Source organism: Vibrio sp. Vb0598 (genome assembly GCF_033338935.1).
Taxonomy (GTDB): Bacteria; Pseudomonadota; Gammaproteobacteria; order Enterobacterales; family Vibrionaceae; genus Vibrio; species Vibrio alginolyticus.
Genome location: NZ_JAWOTP010000023.1, coordinates 53,369 through 73,161 on the forward strand (window position 1 = coordinate 53,369; position 19,793 = coordinate 73,161).

A 19,793-nucleotide genomic window follows, 5' to 3' on the forward strand; every position below is an offset into this window, starting at 1 on the left:
TTTTCTAGCCAGCAGCTCTTATGGAAGTTAACAAATCGGCTACTTAGTATACTTAATAGACCGTCAAATCAGATAGATTATCTATTCTTATTTCTTCAAGCCTTTTTTGCTTCATTTTCCTGCCTCACTAAGCAGCAACTTAATACTTGCCACACCAAAAAATAACGCGAACACGCCTTCAAAAACTGCTTTGAATCTGAGATAGGTTTGCCTGACCTTTTTATACGCGAAAAGAAAAGCATAGCCAAAGAAAACCAAAGCACTAACCAGCCCTACAACAAAAATGACCGACAACAATTCCAACGGACTGGCCGTAGGAGGAACCCCTATCGAATAAAGCGCACCAAAAAACAGAATAGCCTTTGGGTTAGTTAAGTGAATTAACACTCCGGTTAAGTAGTTACCCTTCTCTGTCGTTACGTATGTTTTGGGTAACTTTAGCTGCTCGATGTTGCAGGCAGAATGTACGGACTTTAAAGCCAAATATAAAAGATAAAATGCCCCACAATATCTAAGAATTTCAAAAAGCCAAACATTGCTATAGAGTATGGTTGCGAGACCAAAAGCGGCTGAGGTTGACCAAAATAAAGACCCCGTTAAAACACCTGCAGCCAAATACCCACCAAAGCGCCGACCGTGGTTCATTGACGTGCCTGCTATCGCAAGAGTTGCAGGTCCGGGGCTAGCGATGGCAGCGATAGCTGATACGACAATCAGTGAATAATTTATCTCTTCCATTTTTACTCTAAGCCTCCAAATGGAGTTTTATCAACACTTATCGCAGAATAGTCTATTGAACGTACATCAGAAGCGTAATACTGATTAAAACACCAAGTATCACGAATCGAGTTGAGATTATTTGGTATTTTACTGCTCCAAAATAACATCAAATCCGCCATAAATGAGACGCTTTCCATCAAAGGGCATTGGGTTATTGTCTGGACTCATTCGAGGATCACCCATGATCCGCAGCCACCCTGAGTCTCGAACTTCTTTTGAAGGCCAGACTACCCACGAAAACACAACGGTTTCGTTGCTTTCAGCGTTAACTGCCATGGGAAATGATGTGATCTCACCATCTGGTACTTCACTCCCCCACGTCTCAACAACCTTTAAGGCCCCAAACTCCCTGAACATTTCTGCTGCTATTTTTGCGTGTGCGATATACTTTTCTTTATTCGCTGTCGGCACTGCAGCGACAAACCCATCAATGTATGACATAAGTAAACTCCTTTCATTGGAGTTATAACCATAGCTCAATAAAAAGAATGCACATGATGCCAAACCATAGAAGCAGGTACGTAATACAGCTTGAGAGCTACATTCCTAGCTTGGACTTTATATGCATATTTGAAAGGTATGTGTTTGGATCAAGCTTGGTTAGCATATTTATAATCTCCAAAACACTCGAATACTCAATACGTTCCTCTTCAGCATGCCCGATCCCACCTATTGTAAAGTGAGTAAAGCGGTAATCACGATAAACGTTTTGCAGCTGGCTAGAAATATCTTTGAGTAATCTTTTACTGAGGGCGAATGCAGGGTATTCACTACTTTCTGAAAGCTCTGCTGTAGAGCCAATAGATACAATATTGCATTTATCGTTAAGTGAACCTAAAGCGTTAAGCTCATTGACTAAATTAAGATACCCAATCGGACCAACATTCATAAACTCAATCAGTTCGTTTGTTGTCAATTCTGAAGACTCTCCCCACATCGACGCCAAATAAACTATGATGTCAAACTCTACACCTTTGAAGCACGTATAATCTGGTTTTTTACCGGGATCAACGTCAATACAAACAGAGGCGACTCCCCCCTTAACTAGCTTTGATCTAGAAATCGCATAAATTTCTGTACCCTGTAAGTTCGTAGCCAAGAACCTTCCTAGCCCTTTACTACCTCCAACGATTAAAATCTGCATAACCCTATTCCTTGATTAAGGTTGTCTTTCATATTGTCCGTCAAACTGTTCATTAGGCATCACTTTAACGTTTCTATTGCCCTACTTAGTTCTATCTTCAATTTCATCGAATGGTTCAACTGAAATACGCTCTGCAATTTCACTCATCTTCTTCATTTTTTCTGGGTTACTAGTTCCCCAAAACCGCTCCCAGTCTTCACGTGTTCGCCACTTGGCAATAGTTAAAACCTTTTCCGGTACATCGTAAGAACGAAGCATAAAACTACCAAGCGCCCCATCTACTGACTCATGAATTGAATCTGTCGTCGAACGCCATATATTTTGAAACTCATCCATTTTTTCACTTGGCACACGCCATTCATACACAACTCTAAACATAACACTTCCATTAAAATTTCTAGATTTAATACGGCAAAGTATCAAGAACACTAAGCCAGGTTAATAGATGAATAAAGCAACATAGTAGAGCGTAGAGCAATCTAAAAAACAAAGCGTAAACGCTCTAAATCACTCCGATTCGATTAGTCATGCACACATTCAAAGATTTCGTATTGCCGTTTAACATTGGCTGTTACTTTTCCCCAATGTGAGGCTTGAACTCTTTCCTGATGTTGTTTAAAAGAGGCTTTGTCGACGAACTCCTCATAGACATCAAAACGAAACGGATTAGTCGAGCTTTGAGTCACAAGAAAAGTAAGGCAGCCCGACTCTTCTAACGTGAGCCTTTTGTGAATTATTAACTCATGTTTTACTAATTCTAAATCCTTTTCCGGAACTAAAATAAAGCCTTTCAATGTTACTTTCGACATATCATCCTCTCACCCCTGTAACCTTTTGTTCAGAAGTAGCCAACATGCCCTATCGACTTACGAGCATAAGGTTATCTCTACCCTTTCTTTGCCTTTACCGATGTTCTTGCGTTTTAATTGAATTTGGCCGACTTCTGATGTGCGCTTTAAGTGAGTGCCACCGCAAGGCACTTGCGCAAACCCATCCACTCTCCAATACCTTCTTTCACTCTCTTGATCGGAAAAGTCACTAATAATAACTGAATCAGAGTTAATCAAATCTTGCACATCAGTTTCAATTTCTTTCAATAGCGGGCCAATACTTTCAGACCACTCGAAATCTATGCGACTCTTATTTTCAGAAATATGCGCGCCTATCTTAACAATGCCTTCCCGACGCTGATAAAACATCTCGAGCACCACTTCAGCCGCAAAGTGTAGCTTCATTAAGGCATATCTACGCTTCCAATCAATATTCGTAGTTACAATGTCACCAAGAGTAAAATTTGGAGAGGATTCCAATGTGTAAATAAGTCGAACACCTAACTTTTGAGCAATCAAAACCGGAATACCATTAATCGTTCCTTTATCACTCTCTTGGCCTCCAGACTCTGCAAAGAAGATAGTCTGGTCCAATTCAACCTTATTTCCGTCTACATTGGTCACTCTTGAGTTAAGTTCTGTTTGGTAGGGATTAACCCAAAATAATTTCTCGCTCATGCTGCTATCCTTGCAGTAAGTCCTATCCGTGATAGTACATTCAGTGACCACCAAGTCAATTCAAGAAACCTCGCCGTCAAGTGTAAGGCTGTGTATTGAGTACGAGCAGGCTAGATCTATTAGATGCTTTTAAGGCTGGGTACTAAACGCTGTCCAGGGGTTTAGCTAACAACCCGTAAATTGCTGAATCTGAGACTACTCCATTCACTTCCCAACGCTGCCTAAGGAAACCTTCCTTTATAAAACCTAACCGTTCCAAGACTTTACCTGAAGAAGCATTGTCTGGATCTATCTCAGCCTCGATTCGACGTAAATTCAGTGTTTTGAATGCGTGTTCGATTAATGCAGTTCCCGCCTCTAATACAATGCCTTTACCCCAGAAATGACGACTAACGCCAAAGCCAATTTCTGCGCGCCTAGACTCTTTCACGTGATTAAACAGCATTATCTTACCCAGAAGTTGGCCATTGCTCTTTAGGAAGATGCCTAGTGTCACTTCTGTATTGCTATTCATGGCCTGTGTACTCTTGGCTATAAATGTCCGCGCTTCTTCAATTGAAACCCAAGGGCCAGAGTTCCAATATTTCATGACCTCATGGTCTGAGAAGATGTCAAACAATTCGCTTGCATCATCTTCAACTAGCTCTCTTAGAATTAATCGTTCCGTTTCAATCTTTGTTACTAACATTTTGGGGTCAGCCTTTTGGTTTGTTATTGGTGACGAAAATCCAATAAAAGTATGAGACACGTAATACAAATGATTTCGTATGAGACTTTTAAACAAGCTCAACGCACGGCAAAAGCGCCACGTGTAACGATTCTATATTGAAGCAAATTTTAGACATTCAAGTGCGTCAACAAGTAACCGCTGAACGCATCAAAGCTTGGGGTGAGTTGATCATAAGTCCTAAACTCAGGCTCAAAATAGTCCATATACTTTATTATCGCTTAGTGACGATTTCCTTCAGTACTCTGGCTGGGTTGCCACCAACAACGACATTGTCTCCAAAACTCTTTGTAACGACTGCGCCAGAGGCTACCACCACGTTGTTCCCAAGTGTTACGCCAGGGTTGATTACGGCATGGCCACCTATCCAACAATTGTCACCAATGTTTATGGGCTTTGCTAGCTCTAAACCACTGTTCCTCTCGATAGGATCTAAGGGATGAGTCGCAGTATAAATTCCAACTTGAGGCCCAAGTAAACAGTTATCACCAAACTTAACTTCCGCAACATCCAAAATCACACAACCAAAATTAGCGTAGAAATTATCTCCAACGTGAATGTTGGATCCGTAGTCGCAATTGAAAGAAGATTCAACATGAATATCGTCACCTGTTGTGCCGAACAAGTGCTTAGTTATTTCAACTCGCTTTTGTTTATGCTCAACAGAGGTAGCATTCAATTTTTCAGTTAGTAACCTAGCGCTCAACCTTAACTTTAATAACTCTTCATCACTTGGGTCATAAAGCTCACCTGCTAACATTTTCTCTTTTTCTGACATAAAACTTGGACTCCAATACCAATTTTCTTACAACGCTACATTAAGTATGTGAGTAACGCTACCACCTAAGCAAGGCTGCTCCACCACGAAAACAAAGCCCGACTTGAACGCAAGTCCTCAGCGCTATCAATTTTTTCAACAAACTAGTGCACTACCACCACCGTTCTCACTAACTTATCACCGAGCCGTTGCCTCTTTTTACCAAGAATGAAAATTGAGTCAATAAAACCTAAGAATGGAGTAATAACATTTCGAAAGAGCGACTGAAAAATATTGCACTTTTTACCCGTTCTTGCACTTATAACTGCAATGCCCAAAAGTTTTTTACCCACACTTTGACCATTTGGTAAACAATCAGAAAAAAGGTAATACGATACAGTCGCAGTTACTGCTGTAGCGCGCACAAGCTCTTTTTCAATACCGATTTCTAAGCCGACCCATAAAACGAGAGTAAAAATGCTAAAACTGACAAAAAGATCAATCATTTGTCCAACACACCTAACTCCCGGACTAGCCAAAACGTAATTTTCTAGAGTAAATTTTTCTGCATTTTTCATTTTAAAATTTGGACTAACAATTGTTTATTTGTGAACTAACGCTATTGAGACAGTAACATCCCCACTAAACCTAATCCATACTTCCGCAGAGCACGGTCGAACCTGATTTTGCTATCTTTTCAATATATTACCAAGCTCGTTCTAAAGGCTAGATTGGTAATACTTCAACATCTCTTCTTGATTAAGCGCTTTACTTTCTAACTTTTGTTGATCTTTAAAGATTTGAGCTAATGAAGGGAGAATTGAGCGATTTACTTTATAGTCATCAGACCAAAGTTTCCCTCTCATCACCGCTTTCGCACAATGAAAGTACATACTCTCTATGACTATTTTGATAACAACCTTAGGATCTTTACTTCCATCGGGGCAAGCAGATATCAAGTTGGCGTCGGTGTGAATACTTGCGATTCCTTTAATACGGAGCACTTCATCAATACCATTTACCATCAATAACAACCCTACCTTGGGGTTACTAATGATATTTTTTAGACTATCTATACGATTGTTCCCCGAGCTATCAGGGAGCAACAATGTTGATTCATCTAAAACTTTTACGAAGCCAGGCTCCCCTCCTTTAGGAGAGAGATCGATATACCCTTGTGAATCAGCGGTACTTAGAACTGCAAAATGGCAATTATTAATTAATGTAATCGCATGAACATCCAGCACAGGCAGCGCTTTATTTTTAGCTCTCGCACTTGGCTCTGCGTAAATTTCTTTTAACTGCTCTATTGTTTTAATTTCACTCATTCAATGTTGTTCCTTCACTATCGTATAATGCTTTGCTTGTAAGCAAGCAGTAACTCTGACTTCTTGTATAGGCACTAGACCTAACTCATCGTAAAAATACTACGAGTACAAGTTATCTCTTTAATGCCTTGTTACCTAAAGATTTAAAGTTTTTCACTAAACTCCCCACACTGCTTACACTTATAACCATGCTTGTAAAAAAACAGTGGAAAACCCAGTAAAATAAAAACTAAGAAAGCTGGGCGTTTACCTTTTGTAAATACAAATAGATCTTTACTACTACATTTAGGGCAAACGTCTTTTTCTTCATCAACGTCAACTTCATTTCCCAATGATTCTGAGAAATCGCTACTAAGTATTTGTTTCGCATCTTCTGCATCACTTTCGGCCACCATCAGACGGACGCCGCCTATTGCATTTGAATAAAGCCACTGAGTATTTACCGTGTGCTCGTCAGCGATGTAACTTTCTATTCCGACACTATCTAGGCTTGCTCTCGCAATATGAGCTTCATGAGGAAAAGAAAACCTTGCTACTACAATCACATATTACTCCTTGTGGGAAAACGCGCTCGTAACGTATAAGAAACGCTAATTGGAAATGCCATGTGTAGTATTTCTTTTTGAACAATTTATTAGCCCACTACAGACTAATACATATACCCTAACCAATCTATATGACCAACAGCCCAAGTTTTACCGCTGATAGGTTTAACATATAAATCATCTAGTTGCTCTACAGCGACACCGTAATTTTTATGTTCGTGAACTCGCAACCAAGAACTTAGAGAGTTAAGACGCATATAACCATTAGCCACATAAAAACGCTCCAAATCGGAGACTAAAATGATGAAGTCGACATCTTTAGTGGACGCATACTCGCTGAGTTGAGACAACATTTTTGTGCCAATACCTTGTCTTTGAACTGTGCTCTCGACACAAAAGTCACTCACACCTAATACTTTATAAATTTCATCACCAACGCGAACAGCTCTGTAGTCTAATCCCATGTAACCAACTAACTGATCACCTTCGTAATTCAGAACTCTCATATGCGGGAGTTGCTTATAGTAAGAGCGAGTAACTTGGTGTTCAGGAAACGACTTGTTTCTAAGAGCTTCAATTGCATTATGCTGCGCTTTAGATAACTCGATTTCTGGGTAAATATCCATATTTGACCTTTGAGTATTAATGACCTTTTGGAGTTGAGCAACGCAATACAAAAGCCGCCGCATACCGCCTTAAACACTAAAACCAACGCATAGTAAAAATGCCACGCGTTGCGAATCGCTATTGAACAGTTTGTTATGCTAATTACTCCAGTTGCCAAATCTCTGTAGATTTAAATGCATACATATACAGCGGGTACAGGTAAACAAGCATCAGTCCCATCCCTGTAACAAAAAAGAACAAGGTTCCTGGACTTAGATAAGTCAGTAAGAAGAACACACTAAATATTGCAATGCCCAGCATAGCAAGTGCATTTATCCCAAAGATGATGATCGCTAGCACTTTGCTACCGACGGCAACTCGATAACTAAAGCCGTAAAAGCTGACAAGAGATATTGCGGATACAAATGAGCCTATAAATGCTCCAATATTTAACTCTTTAAAAAATGGGAGTTGAAGAATGCTTAAAACCGTTAAGAAACACATTACCCAGAATACAAACTTCCACTTTTTCACGAATCTTCCTCATTCGTAGAACGCCCACGTAAGTGGAGAGCACCGCGACCACAACACTCAACCATTACACCGTAAACACTAAAACCAATTCAAACCAAAACCGCCAAGCATTACGAATCCGTCTTAAAGCGGTTGTTAGACGTCTTGAACTCACTGATAACTACCATACTCTCCACCATGGTTTACGTTCTAAATTAAACACATTATTGGCGAGTTGGTTTAGCTTTATAGCCTGACTTTCAGACAAATAGAACCAGATACTGGCTTGTCCATTATCCTTTGGATAGAAATCGAACCCCGGTTGGCGTAAATCGCTTAGTATAATTTCGATAGTTTTAGCATCAGCCCAATCATCGTCTATTTCAGGCTTTAGCAACCTTTTAACACCATCAACTGAATATTGGAGCTCTGCATAATGTTCTTCTAGGTTTACAGTATCTCGCAGCCCCTCTAAGTCCTTAGTTCTGCCTGTAATTCGATGGAACTGCTTTACTATTTCAATATAGGAACCATCCTCTTCAATCGCCTCTGCATCGAAATTCCACGCCTGATCACAAACAAACCGTCCCCATGGTTCCTCTTCAATCTCTATTCCGTATACAAAAAGAATTAAATCAAAAGGGTTCGATTCGTATTCTTCTCTAGAATATGAAAGGAGTAAATCGTTAATAGTCACACCTTTATTCAACGACAACCCTATGTCTGATAACTTCTCAATTTGTTCTTCGAGTTTCATTAGCTAATATTCCATAGTCCATTTCATAGACGCCTAACGCCGCGTTAAGTAGTGAGCAACGCAATACCTATGCTACCGCATACCACCGTAATCACGAAAATCAACGCATAGTAAAAATGCCCCGCGTTGCGAATCACTCTTTAGTAGTTTGTTAGTCACGAGGCACCGAGCGATAATTTTAAGCCAAACTAAACTTTGCGAACAACAAACTTTATGTGCTTTGATGCACTTAAGTCTGGCGTAGTCTCAAAGCGACTATTCAATGAAACCAATTGGAACAGCAAACGCCGCAGAAAACGGACTGATAACACCCAAAAAGCGCTTTTTGAAAACCAATCTAACAGTGCGGACTTTCAACAAAGTCACTGAAACCAAGTGGAATTTACAACACCAAAGAAAACGTCATTTCAGAGAGTAAATCGGCTTTTGTACCAACAAACTCACCGAGTGGCGTTGCAACCAAAAACAGACTCTCGATTGCCCTGCTCTGTCAGCACCGAAGTACAAAACAGCAGCTAGGACAGTTACAAAACTTTGGATTTGAAGCTGTTGAAACTGAGTTTTGACCATCGACGACGCACCGGCGTATCAAACGATCATCAGCTAAATTTTAAGCTTAGAAACGTAATTTTGATTGCTAACTTTTTCTGGCGACTAACGCCGCGTTAAGTGGTGAGCAACGCTACCACCTGACCTAAACCATTGTGCCGTAAACGCTAAAGCTGACTCAAACCGAAAATACCAAGCGTTGTGAATCCGCCTTAAACGCCTTGTTATGTTCCTTTGATTCAAGTACAAAGTGCGACACCTCTGAACATAAAAACAGTGAGATGCGATAATCATGAAGTTTGCTCCCGCTAAGAAGTAAAAAACATGAGATACACGCACCTCACTGAGAACGAAAGGTATATGATTTCTGCACTCAGAAAGCAAGGAATTAGTACCGCTAAAATAGCTAAAAAACTGGGGCGTCACAAAGCCACTATCTATCGAGAAATTGAACGTAACTCCCGATACAACAGACACTTTAAAAGGTACTCCTATCAGGCATGGAGAGCCCAACAAATGGCTCGCAACCTGCTGATCCGGTCGCGCAGAAATAAGCGCTACAGCGAAATCGACTTTAGGTTGCCTGAGGCCTTGCTACGGCTGGATTGGAGTCCTGTCCAAATCGTAGCATACCTAAGGGTAAGAGGCTATCCTACAATGAGCCACGAGCTCATTTATCAGTATATTTGGAACGACAAAACTCTCGGTGGAACACTATGGAAACACCTACGCCAGTCCACTAAGAAAAGGCGTAAAAGGTATAACTCAAAAGACAGCCGAGGTCGGCTGGCAGCAAAGCGCCATATTACCGAAAGACCTGCAAAAGCTGAGCATCGAAAAGAGCCTGGTCACTGGGAAATTGATACCGTCGTTGGCCGCGGAACCAAGCACTGTATCGTGACTTTAGTCGACAGAATGACAGGCTACACTTTTATTGGGCAAATGGACGATAGAACAAGCGAGTCGCTCAACGTAAGAATGAGCAAAATCATGACCCGCTCTGACTTACCTTTTAAGACGATAACTGCGGATAACGGCACTGAATTCCATGGTTACGCACAACTAGAGAAACATCATAACTGTCTGTTTTACTTTGCAAATCCATACCATTCATGGGAGCGAGGGACTAATGAAAACACCAATGGCTTGATACGACAATACTTACCAAAACGAACTTCTATGTCACACGTGACACAGAAGTTCTGCAATGAAATTGCACACAAATTAAATATGCGCCCACGCAAAAGACTTGGGTATAGGACACCAACAGAGTATATTCATGCGCATCTGTAGAAAGTGTCGCACTTCAAACTTGATACTAAGTTCGTACTACAATGTTTAGCGCAATTACATCAAGTTGCCCTAACTCATTAAAGTTAAGCCGAAAGTGCTTGTAGCCTTCGTCGCAATTGATTATTTCTGATTGGACATGTTGCTTGAGCCAAAGAGATGAGCATATTTCATAACAGCTGTCGTCTCGCTCTCCCTCAAGTAAATCAAATACCATCTCCCACTTGCATGCGACGTAATCGGCAAAATATAGTTTTACCGTTTTTTCCTGCCAATCTTTAAACTCAGCTCTTAAATCGCCTTCTTCTTGATGGATTTCAGGATATTCTGCATCTGCAGTAGAAAACCCCAAATCTAGCATTTTAACTGTTTCCATATCCCTTCCTAGCCCAGAGAACATAACGCCCTGTTAAGGTGTGAGCAACGCAATACTAAAGCCGCCGCATATCACCTTAAACACTAGACGCAACGCATAGTAAAAATGCCAAGCGTTGCGAATCACTCTTAAACAGATTATTAGCCGCTCATTCCCAAAGGTGATTGCTTACTCAACAAGAACTTACGCAAATCTCTCTCTGCACGCATAACAAAAAGAATAAACACTTTGTCGCCGTCTTGTTTATAGAAAACACGACATGGATTAACGACAACTTCACGATAACTTAAATGTTCTAGCTCGGGTGGAATACGACCTGACTCTGGGAAAGTTTGTAGGCGTTCGACTTTAGAGAAGATCGTTTGCACTAACTGCTTCGCAGCTACGATATTTTCAAGTGCGATGTATTCAGCGATATCGTTGAGGTCAGACAACGCTGGTTCAGTCCAGATTATTTCAGCCATTTTGACATTTTGTCCTTGGCTTCATCATGACTTACCACTTTACCGTCAGCTAGTGCACGCTCACCTCGTGCAATACCCTCAAGAATAGCTAAACGATTTTGCATAAACTCGTAATCATCAACATCAACGAGATACGCGGACGGCTTACCATGCTCAGTAATTAACACTGGTTCTTTGGTGTCGTGGAGATCGGCGAGGATCTTAGTTGCTTGACGTTTGAGTGATGTAACGAGTTCTACTTTCATGAGAGCTGCTCCAAAGGAATACTAAAGTGATACTATTCTATCACTTTTAGTATAGCAAGCTCCATGACGGCTAACGCCCTGTTAAGGGGTGAGCAACGCAATACCAAAGCCACCGCATACCACCTTAAACACTAAAACCAACGCATAGTGAAAATGCCACGCGTTGCGAATCCCTCTTGAACAGTTTGTTATGTGCGTGCTAATTGAGGTACTTTTGCCAATGTTGCTGCCCTGTCAAAACTACTCTGTAATCTTCGTAGTCCAATGAACTGTAGAGCTTTTTAGCTGCAACATTATCATCACCGACCTCTAGTGTGATTTTGAGGTAATCATTATCACGACAATGCTGTTCGATACCATTCAGTTGCGCTTTGCCCACACCTTTACCACGAAAGTTGTCCGACACCATAAAGTCATGGATATTCATCACTCTTTGCGCACGATAAGTTGAAAACGATTCAAAGCAAACCGCAAAACCGGCGGGCTTATCGTCGACAAAACTGATAAATCCGTGGAAATAAGGCAATGCAAATAACTGAGCAATTACTGAGAGATCTAGCTCAACTGAGAATCCAGATAGGTACTCTCTAAACAAAGTCTCGAATATACCTTTGTCTTCAATGCTTTCTGTTTTGATACGCCTGATTGTGATTTCCATATCCATTTCCACCAAAGCACATAACGCCGCATTAAGGTGTGAGCAACGCTACCACCTAACCTAAACCATGCCACCGTAAACACAAAACCCAACGATGGAATGAAAAATGCCAAGCGTTGGGAATCACTCTTAAATGCTTTGTTAACTGAGCGCCTTTCAGTTTTCGCCGATCTTTCAGCCACTTTCGCCAAAGCTCATTTTGCTAATTAATGATTAGCAAAGCTAACTCAAATATGTATTTAACCAAAAAATTACCGTTTATCTTTAGTTTGAAATGCGTCTCACAACACCATACTTCGGCGATGTAAGTGCGCCGAACTAATCGCGAATGCCTTATATTATTAGAAGGCTTTGTGCCGCCTTTCACATCAGTAAACTTAAGTATCAAACTGAAATTAGTCGCATTAGCTCAGCTAAGGAAACCGACCGAACACGCTAAATCTCTGAACCTAGAAACTGTATCATTGTGCTTTCGTATTTTCTGCGCCAGTTAACGCCCTGTTAAGGTGTGAGTAACGCAATACCGAAACTCCCGCATACCACCTTAAACACTAAACGCAACGCATAGTAAAAATGCCACGCGTTGCGAATCACTCTTAAACAGATTGTTATGTTCGTACTCGAAGATTTAGTGCGATTACATCAAGTTGTCCTACTGCATTAAAATTCAAACGATAATGCTTGTAGCCTTCATAGTCATGAATAATTTCTGACTGAACGTGCTTTGTAAGCCACGAAGAACCATAAATCTCATAACAACGGTCATCCCTTTCTCCCTCATGTAAGTCAAATACCATTTGCCACTTAAATGCTACAATATCTGAAAAATGAAGCCTGACCGCTTTCTCTTGCCAATCGTTAAAATCGACTAGAAGGTCGCCCGATTCCTGATGGATACTTGGGTAGTTTGCATCAGCTGTGGAAAACTCCAAGTTAAGTAATTTTATTGTTTCCATGCTTTCTCCAGCCAAAGAACATAACGCCTTGTTAAGGTGTGAGGCACGCAATACCTAAGCTTCCGCATACTACCTTAACCACTAAAACTAACGCATGGTAAAAATGCCACGCGTGCCGAATCACTCTTGAACAATTTGTTATACGAATTTTTTCAGTGCCAACACTTGCTGTTCAAATAACTCACAATCTGACTTTGAGTATGACTTAGCGACATTAACCCATTGAACGCCCGTTTCATCTATGTGGCGAAACTCGACTTGAAGTGCATATTTAGAACAACGAAAAAGAGCAAAAACCAAACCTACAACCGTCAGACTAAGAACTAAAACTAGTAGCCATTGTGGCACCTCTTCCAACCTTGGAATAACTAACCAAACTGCCCCTGAAAAAACACACACCCAGAATAAAACTTGACCTAAATTATCAAGAAAACTTAACTTTTTAACCCTAACATTGTTTATCTTAGACAAAGGATATGAGTCTTTCTTAAACCTGAACTCTTTTGAATCCAAGTTAAAATCAGTATTTTTGTACATAATTTCCCTCTATTCGTATAACGCCTAATTAAGGTGTGAAGCACGCGACCACTACACTTAGCTAGACCACCGTAAATACTAAACTCAACCCAAACGAAAAATGCCAAGCGTGCTGAATCACTCTTAAATTGTTTGTTAGCACTATTTACTTACGCCCTTTAAATGGCTGACGATCTAACCAACAATTCCAGTTCAGATAACCATCATCAAACTCAATGAACTTGATTAATACCAATGGCAAGAGCCTACACAAAGGCGAAAAATAGTCTGTTAACTTGAAGGTGTCGCCATTTTTAGTAGTTTTTTCAAGCTGTCCATTATGAAACAAGGCGTTTCGTAAATGGACATATGTCATTACTGATTTATGGTGGGAGTCGAGATTTTCCTGCTTTACATCAAAGCCGTAACCAACCAAAACCCGAGTTATCGGTGTCGCACAATGTTTAGATTTATAGTCATCTAGAATTGCTCGGCAAAATGATTCAAGTCCCGAAAACAGCAGATAATACGATACATCAATAAAACTGCCACGCCCTCTAAAGACCTCGATACACCTAAAAAAGGCACCTCTGAAAGCTGTGTTTACCGGTGTAGTTTCAGATAACAGAACATCTAAAGATTTGCGTATGAAAACTTCACGTGAATTTTCACTAAATGCATCGTTCATGATTACACAACCACCGCCATTCCGCCTAAAGTGCCCCTGCACTTCTTTGGGGAAGTCATCATCTAAACAGTCATAAGTTTCATTACTTCGTAACTGATTTGTGATTATAACGTCCTTGTGGTCGATAAAAGACAGTACGGCTTCTAAATTAAAGACTAAAGACTTTAATTCATAAGAGCACTCGTCAGATATTTCTAAGAATGCCGTTAAATGATAACAATTCTGATCCGATGCTAACTTCTTAACTTGGGTGAACTGACTGTATAACGGGACTATTCTACACCCGTAAAACTCATATATTTTCGTACATTCATAGCCATAAATACCGACTCTGGTCATTAAATTACTCCATAGCTAGAGAATAGTGCTAACGCCCAATTAAGGTGTGAGGCACGCAATACAGATGCTGCCGCATACCACCTTAATCCCTAAAACTGACGCGTAGTAAAAATGCCATGCGTGCCGAATCACTCTTAAATTGTTTGTTAGGTGACTTGACTCCAAATATTACACCAGTCACAGAATATAGTTTCCCTATCAGGATTAAGATATGCAACCTAACTCACAAAAAGGAAGTTTTCATGGGAAAACCTGCTGCAACATTAACATCAATGCACATCTGCCCCAAAGTCACCGCCAAAGTTCCGCATGTGGGTGGTCCTGTAATCGTTGGCTCAACCAATGTAAAAATTGGTGGCTTACCTGCAGCTCGAAAAGGGGACCGCCTCATCTGTGTTGGTCCTCCTGATTCCATAAGCAAAGGTTCTGGCTCGGTATTTATAAACGGGAAGCCAGCAGCAAGAATGGGAGACTCAACGAGCCACGGAGGCAAGATTGTCATTGGCAATCCCACAGTCTTAATTGGTGATAAATATCGCGCCGATAAGCAACACCACCCAAGACTTTCCATGAGGCAAAACAGCGTTTGGCAGAAGCCAAACCTTATGTCGATGCAGCTCGTGAAGGTGGTGCGGCGTTACCGGGTTCTGCATACTCTACTGCTGACAAAAGAGAGATTGTCCAGAAAGGATTAAATGAGCCCCTGCTATTTCGTATTATCGAGTCCGAATACAATGAGGATGATGGCTATATTGGCTACAAGCCCGAAGGCGTTACCAAACTAAAATACTGGACAACCACATTTACTCAAGCTGAGCATGGCGATACAGACCCAGAAGCTATCTGCAATGCGGTAGGAATTGAATATAAACCAGACTGTGAATACACCATATTGCTCATCGACCACCAAAAAGCCAATGAAATCGGCGATATGCATAGCTTTATTCCCACCTACGAGAGAATGAGTGAGTTTACGGAGTCTGAATTGTCCACTGAATTTGAAGATAGCCGAGATTTAATTGCACCATGCATGACACCTGAGTTCAGTCGATACTATGAACAAGTCAAAGTATCAGCCGAAGAAGAAGGTATAAAGCTAAAAAAGCAGGAAGACTTTATCGAATATTGCCAAGTACTTGGCTTTACCCCGAGCCAGACCGACACCCTCGATGTCCGGCACCAAATAGAACAAGGCTTAGGTGCAAACGAACATTTTCTTGGCAACGGCCTCACCAAAGACATTAACGTAGAATATGAAGCAACCCCATTTGGTTGTATTGATGATAACGAGGAATATGGTCCTCCAGAAACCTTTACGTGGGATAAAAATCCGCAAACACTGGGCACGTTAGAAAAAGCGGGAGCCATAAAGCGAATTAACATCGGGAAAGGAGAAAAAAATGAAGCAATTTAAAGATATAGATCCACTAACGGTATCTCTAGACCCAAACTTGATTGCAACAGTACCGGATGATGAAGAAGCAACAAAAAACTTCTACTTTCTATTGATTGATAACTACATCATCCTCGCAACCGCAAAATACTTTACCAACAAGCGAACCGGAAAAAGTAAATGGTTGCACTACCAAATCGAATTTCCCAAATACGGCTTGCGGTGGTTCCTAGACACACTAGAAGATAAGTTTTTTAAAACCGCAGCAGAAGGCGGATTGCCTAAAGGCAAATTCAACGATGAAGGTATTGTAGATGGTGAGCGGCTAAAGCTAAGGCGTGCTTTTAATGCCGATGGCGAAGGCGGTGGTGGATATGCTTTTATAACATTAGATAGATTCCCTGAGGGAAGAAAAGTTTGTAAATCATACACATTTACAGATTCTCTATTATTTGAACATGGAATGATTGACACGATGAAGGAAATTGCAAAAAAAATCGACTTAGGACAACTGTAACTCCCTTTACCTCCGAATCTTAGCTTCATGGTTCGGAGGCTAAATTTTGATTAGTCACCTAACGCCGCATTAAGTGGTGAGCAACGCCTACCACCCGACCTAAACCATTGTGCCGTAAACACTTAAGCCGAATCAAACCGAAAATACCAAGCGTTGGGAATCCGTCTTAAATGCCTTGTTATGTTTGTACTCGACTCGACAGCAGATCTAAGTATTCATCTATACTTTCTGGCATTTCATCTGGATAAATTACTTTAAGATCTTGTTTTGAAGAGTTCTTTAGACGCTCCAACTCCAATAATGGTGGACCTAGTTTAGCGATACGGTAGATAGCGATAGTTAGGTTTCGCTCGGACTGTTTTTCTGTGATCGTGTCTGATGGAAGGGTAAATGAACCATTATCCCAGTCGGTATATAAACAGCTATTTTTCTGAGCATTTTTAAAATCAACACCACCAAATAATACCTCTAACGGTAAGCCCAATTCACGATATTCTTTCCCAAATAGTGTTGTAGAAACGGCTGCGTCACTTGCCAACTTTTGCTTATGGTCACGAAATCTGCGATTGAGCTTTTTCCAATCGACTTTCTTGCCCGCTGCAACGTCAATTAACGTTCTGAAAAGCATAAAGCTTTTCCCAAACTCTTCTCGTGCGAAATGGCTTAAAGCGAATGAACGTGCGTATTTTTCATGCTTATGTCAAATCTCAGCTTCATCGCAGAGCTCTTGAGCATTTCTCAAACACTTGATTGCACCGTCAAATATAGTATCGAACTTCAAATTATTGATTTTGGGTTGATTCAAATTTCCTCCGAAAACATAACGCCCAATTAAGGTGTGAAGCACGCAACCACGACACTCAATTTGAACACCTTAATCACTAAACTTGACCCAACACAAAAATGCCAAGCGTGCTGAATCACTCTTAAATAGTTTGTTAGGTTTATTTTACGAGGACTCGAGGTAAAGATAGTTTCATTTGACATGAGTTTTTTTCACCCCCATGCCTTAATGACCTACAAATCTGTGACACATCATCGAGCATATTCTCGACCACCTCTGAAAAAATAAAGATGTTGAACATAAAGTGTGAGGGCAATGACGCTTGTTCCTTGCTAGTTATAGGGTAACGGAAGCTATATGAACCATCATCGATCGCATCAATTTGGTTAGCCACAGATAGGATTTTTTCATATAACTCGCCATCAAACACTAAATTGTTTGATGGGCTTGGTTTAATCACTGGGCTTACCATTTTTACCAACTTTACAAGAGAGTGGCCTTTCCATAATTTGGGTAATGCATCTGAAATTTCACTTTTGTTTATCGTAACGGCGGCGGAATGATAAACCATTGCTTTCAAGTACAATTCAAATGAATGACGGTAAAGAAACACAATAGGCAGTGCAGCATTATCAATAGCAACCACTTTTTGTCTATCATGACCAGCAACTAAGGCCATAGCCGCACGTCGATAGCTTGCAGCAAAACCTAAAACCTCTTCAATTGCATTGCTCTGATAATTGAGCAATGCATTACCGTATGGGTAGCTATCTTCAACTCTGAATAATTTTCTAGTATCCACTATCTCACCAATTAAACCTAACGCCGCGTTAAGTGGTGAGCAACGCAACCACCTGACCTAAACCATTGTGCCGTAAACACTAAAGCCGAATCAAACCGAAAGTGCCAAGCGTTGTGAATCCGTCTTAAACGCTTTGTTATGTTTTTACTTGGCTAAGTATTGCGCAAAAAGTGCAGCTACCAACGCTAGTAGTGCAGCAACAATAACTTTCCACCATTCGCTAGTTAGATTTACAAACGCTTCTCGACGTTTAGCTTGTGACCTAACATCGAAGTACTTCATTTTAAACAAAGAAAATCGATCCATTAGAGTTAGACCATAAGCGATACCGTTAAGACTGCTAATTCTTGCATAGTAGAGAGACTTCCTCAGAGCTCGAAAAATCAAACTGTCCGTGAGTTCCTCTGGTAACAAGCTACGGTGTAATACAATGTAGTCTTCACTTCTAGCGTGTACTTCAGATTTATACGGATAAAGAAGAACCATAATATCCCCAGCAGGCCCTTGAGAGAAAACTAATGCACTGCCCTTTTCTATTACATTTGTACTCTTTTCTCTAATCCCGCCATTCTCTAAATGCTGGACTTCTTTCTTTTGTATGCCAGTAAAGTTAATACCGATTCCGAACTGAATTGTTTCTGCATTCTTATCCTTTGAGCCTTCGAAACAAAATAGATGATATGGGTACCCTTGCTCATTGGCGTCCTTTGCAAAAGATCGACATAACTCAAGTATTTTGGGCTTCGCGATTTGGGACCAGTTCAACCTCCTGCGATTGAGTTCAAAATGACCTCTATCTAATTTAGTCTTCTCTTTTTCAATAAATTTCATACTGATACTTTTGTACTAAAACTGACTGTTACGCGAAAACATAACGCCGCGTTAAGGGGCAGCAACGCGCTACCACCAAACTTCAATTTACCACCGTAGACACAGATACCAAGATTTGAGCCAAAGTCGCCACGCGTTGACTGTCCCTCTTGAACGCCTTGTTAGCAGCAAATTACAAGCGCCTACCTAACCATTAGGGATTAGTTTCTGTTTTAACACAAATGCTACCTTTGACGTAATTATACTTTCCACTTGATCTACGTCATGTCAGAAAAGTAGTTTTTACTGATATTAATGATAACAAGCGAGCCACATAAAGGAGTGACTATGGAATTAAAAAAGGATCCCCGCTGCTATACCGATGTTTGTATCGATGGAAAGTGGTTCCACTATGACCACTGTACAACCACCGCATATATGCTTAAAGGTGGCACACCTTATTATGTAGAACTAAACAAAGTTCCTGAGAGTGAGAATGAACTCATCGAATTGTTAACAACACAACCCTCAGCTAAATAAGCCATATAATGAGCAGTGCCAATAAAAGCGCGGCTCAACTCTATATAGAGCAATTTAATACTCTGTCTGCTAACGCCTTGTTAAGGTGTGAGGCACGCAATACCAAAGCCCCCGCATGCCACCTAACCACTAAAACCAACGCATAGTAAAAATGCCACGCGTGCCGAATCACTCTTGAACAATTTGTTATGCGCGTTCTCC

27 protein-coding genes and 2 pseudogenes are annotated in these 19,793 nt (G+C 40.8%); 5 read left to right on the top strand and 24 right to left on the bottom strand.

The features are described from left to right. Positions 1-111 precede the first annotated feature (111 nt). From R7Q38_RS19425 to R7Q38_RS19490, 14 genes are all read right to left on the bottom strand, one after another. On the bottom strand, positions 112-738 hold the full coding sequence (locus tag R7Q38_RS19425; protein WP_005387183.1) for a LysE family translocator: 627 nt from the start codon (positions 736-738) through the stop codon (positions 112-114). A 129-nt stretch (positions 739-867) separates the two neighbouring features. Next, positions 868-1,221, bottom strand: a complete 354-nt coding sequence (locus R7Q38_RS19430) for a DUF1428 domain-containing protein (RefSeq protein ID WP_005387184.1) — start codon at positions 1,219-1,221, stop codon at positions 868-870. 97 nt (positions 1,222-1,318) lie between these two features. After that, positions 1,319-1,924, bottom strand: coding sequence for a hypothetical protein (locus R7Q38_RS19435; RefSeq protein WP_170893431.1), 606 nt, complete (start codon positions 1,922-1,924; stop codon positions 1,319-1,321). 81 nt (positions 1,925-2,005) lie between these two features. Continuing rightward, positions 2,006-2,302 carry an antibiotic biosynthesis monooxygenase family protein gene (locus R7Q38_RS19440; protein WP_031781322.1) on the bottom strand — a complete coding sequence of 99 codons (297 nt, stop codon included), beginning with the start codon at positions 2,300-2,302 and terminating at the stop codon, positions 2,006-2,008. Positions 2,303-2,445: 143 nt separating this feature from the next. Further along, positions 2,446-2,733 (bottom strand): putative quinol monooxygenase, encoded by a 288-nt coding sequence (locus R7Q38_RS19445; RefSeq protein WP_158173947.1) that lies wholly within the window; start codon positions 2,731-2,733, stop codon positions 2,446-2,448. Positions 2,734-2,790: 57 nt separating this feature from the next. Continuing rightward, the gene (locus tag R7Q38_RS19450; RefSeq protein WP_005377082.1) at positions 2,791-3,432 is read right to left on the bottom strand and encodes an alanine--tRNA ligase-related protein; all 642 of its coding nucleotides are present in this window, start codon (positions 3,430-3,432) and stop codon (positions 2,791-2,793) included. A 142-nt stretch (positions 3,433-3,574) separates the two neighbouring features. Next, positions 3,575-4,120 carry a GNAT family N-acetyltransferase gene (locus R7Q38_RS19455; RefSeq protein ID WP_025768089.1) on the bottom strand — a complete coding sequence of 182 codons (546 nt, stop codon included), beginning with the start codon at positions 4,118-4,120 and terminating at the stop codon, positions 3,575-3,577. Between the two features lie 253 nt (positions 4,121-4,373). Beyond that, positions 4,374-4,937 carry a sugar O-acetyltransferase gene (locus tag R7Q38_RS19460; protein WP_053306980.1) on the bottom strand — a complete coding sequence of 188 codons (564 nt, stop codon included), beginning with the start codon at positions 4,935-4,937 and terminating at the stop codon, positions 4,374-4,376. Between the two features lie 143 nt (positions 4,938-5,080). Next, entirely contained in the window at positions 5,081-5,494 is a 414-nt protein-coding gene (locus R7Q38_RS19465; RefSeq protein ID WP_021707760.1) for an RDD family protein, read from the bottom strand. Positions 5,495-5,635: 141 nt separating this feature from the next. Continuing rightward, positions 5,636-6,244, bottom strand: coding sequence for a pyridoxamine 5'-phosphate oxidase family protein (locus tag R7Q38_RS19470; RefSeq protein ID WP_005389306.1), 609 nt, complete (start codon positions 6,242-6,244; stop codon positions 5,636-5,638). 143 nt (positions 6,245-6,387) lie between these two features. Then, positions 6,388-6,789, bottom strand: a complete 402-nt coding sequence (locus tag R7Q38_RS19475) for a DUF2007 domain-containing protein (RefSeq protein WP_137282082.1) — start codon at positions 6,787-6,789, stop codon at positions 6,388-6,390. A gap of 104 nt (positions 6,790-6,893) precedes the next feature. Further along, positions 6,894-7,415 carry a GNAT family N-acetyltransferase gene (locus tag R7Q38_RS19480; protein ID WP_031781316.1) on the bottom strand — a complete coding sequence of 174 codons (522 nt, stop codon included), beginning with the start codon at positions 7,413-7,415 and terminating at the stop codon, positions 6,894-6,896. Between the two features lie 142 nt (positions 7,416-7,557). Then, entirely contained in the window at positions 7,558-7,929 is a 372-nt protein-coding gene (locus R7Q38_RS19485) for a hypothetical protein (RefSeq protein ID WP_132937087.1), read from the bottom strand. Positions 7,930-8,089: 160 nt separating this feature from the next. After that, complete coding sequence (locus R7Q38_RS19490) at positions 8,090-8,665, bottom strand: hypothetical protein (protein WP_132937086.1); 576 nt, start codon at positions 8,663-8,665, stop codon at positions 8,090-8,092. Positions 8,666-9,538: 873 nt separating this feature from the next. Here R7Q38_RS19490 and R7Q38_RS19495 point away from each other — a divergent pair. Continuing rightward, complete coding sequence (locus R7Q38_RS19495; protein ID WP_239939014.1) at positions 9,539-10,507, top strand: IS30 family transposase; 969 nt, start codon at positions 9,539-9,541, stop codon at positions 10,505-10,507. A 25-nt stretch (positions 10,508-10,532) separates the two neighbouring features. On the opposite strand, the gene R7Q38_RS19500 is transcribed toward R7Q38_RS19495, so the two are convergent. The 7 genes from R7Q38_RS19500 to R7Q38_RS19535 form a co-directional block, all read right to left on the bottom strand. Beyond that, positions 10,533-10,880, bottom strand: coding sequence for a hypothetical protein (locus R7Q38_RS19500; protein ID WP_213908323.1), 348 nt, complete (start codon positions 10,878-10,880; stop codon positions 10,533-10,535). Between the two features lie 140 nt (positions 10,881-11,020). Beyond that, positions 11,021-11,344, bottom strand: a complete 324-nt coding sequence (locus R7Q38_RS19505; protein ID WP_213868218.1) for a type II toxin-antitoxin system RelE/ParE family toxin — start codon at positions 11,342-11,344, stop codon at positions 11,021-11,023. Further along, positions 11,332-11,589, bottom strand: a complete 258-nt coding sequence (locus R7Q38_RS19510) for a type II toxin-antitoxin system Phd/YefM family antitoxin (protein WP_005448240.1) — start codon at positions 11,587-11,589, stop codon at positions 11,332-11,334. Before R7Q38_RS19510 ends, R7Q38_RS19505 begins: the two co-directional genes overlap by 13 nt. A 199-nt stretch (positions 11,590-11,788) precedes the next feature. After that, complete coding sequence (locus R7Q38_RS19520) at positions 11,789-12,247, bottom strand: GNAT family N-acetyltransferase (RefSeq protein WP_031781187.1); 459 nt, start codon at positions 12,245-12,247, stop codon at positions 11,789-11,791. 608 nt (positions 12,248-12,855) lie between these two features. Further along, positions 12,856-13,203 (bottom strand): hypothetical protein, encoded by a 348-nt coding sequence (locus R7Q38_RS19525; protein ID WP_171346354.1) that lies wholly within the window; start codon positions 13,201-13,203, stop codon positions 12,856-12,858. A 138-nt stretch (positions 13,204-13,341) separates the two neighbouring features. Continuing rightward, positions 13,342-13,740 (bottom strand): DUF6232 family protein, encoded by a 399-nt coding sequence (locus tag R7Q38_RS19530; RefSeq protein WP_025519062.1) that lies wholly within the window; start codon positions 13,738-13,740, stop codon positions 13,342-13,344. Between the two features lie 145 nt (positions 13,741-13,885). Beyond that, entirely contained in the window at positions 13,886-14,746 is an 861-nt protein-coding gene (locus tag R7Q38_RS19535; RefSeq protein WP_238844099.1) for a hypothetical protein, read from the bottom strand. Positions 14,747-14,988: 242 nt separating this feature from the next. Here R7Q38_RS19535 and R7Q38_RS19540 point away from each other — a divergent pair. From R7Q38_RS19540 to R7Q38_RS19550, 3 genes and pseudogenes are all read left to right on the top strand, one after another. Beyond that, positions 14,989-15,273, top strand: a pseudogene (locus R7Q38_RS19540) (PAAR domain-containing protein); the annotation flags it as partial. 59 nt (positions 15,274-15,332) lie between these two features. Beyond that, positions 15,333-16,160 carry a hypothetical protein gene (locus R7Q38_RS19545; RefSeq protein ID WP_238844097.1) on the top strand — a complete coding sequence of 276 codons (828 nt, stop codon included), beginning with the start codon at positions 15,333-15,335 and terminating at the stop codon, positions 16,158-16,160. Beyond that, entirely contained in the window at positions 16,147-16,656 is a 510-nt protein-coding gene (locus R7Q38_RS19550; protein ID WP_238844096.1) for a hypothetical protein, read from the top strand. The genes R7Q38_RS19545 and R7Q38_RS19550 overlap by 14 nt, the downstream gene beginning before the upstream one ends. A 178-nt stretch (positions 16,657-16,834) precedes the next feature. Here R7Q38_RS19550 and R7Q38_RS19555 read toward each other — a convergent pair. The 3 genes and pseudogenes from R7Q38_RS19555 to R7Q38_RS19565 all read right to left on the bottom strand — a co-directional run. Beyond that, a pseudogene (locus R7Q38_RS19555) lies at positions 16,835-17,341 on the bottom strand (AbiV family abortive infection protein); the annotation flags it as partial. A 259-nt stretch (positions 17,342-17,600) separates the two neighbouring features. Further along, on the bottom strand, positions 17,601-18,242 hold the full coding sequence (locus tag R7Q38_RS19560) for a hypothetical protein (protein ID WP_115386087.1): 642 nt from the start codon (positions 18,240-18,242) through the stop codon (positions 17,601-17,603). Positions 18,243-18,386: 144 nt separating this feature from the next. Next, the gene (locus R7Q38_RS19565) at positions 18,387-19,073 is read right to left on the bottom strand and encodes a hypothetical protein (RefSeq protein WP_172563619.1); all 687 of its coding nucleotides are present in this window, start codon (positions 19,071-19,073) and stop codon (positions 18,387-18,389) included. 327 nt (positions 19,074-19,400) lie between these two features. Between R7Q38_RS19565 and R7Q38_RS19570 the strand changes: the two genes are divergently transcribed. Further along, a complete protein-coding gene (locus tag R7Q38_RS19570) occupies positions 19,401-19,592 on the top strand; it encodes a hypothetical protein (protein ID WP_238844093.1) in 192 nt (63 codons plus the stop codon). Positions 19,593-19,793: the final 201 nt, after the last annotated feature.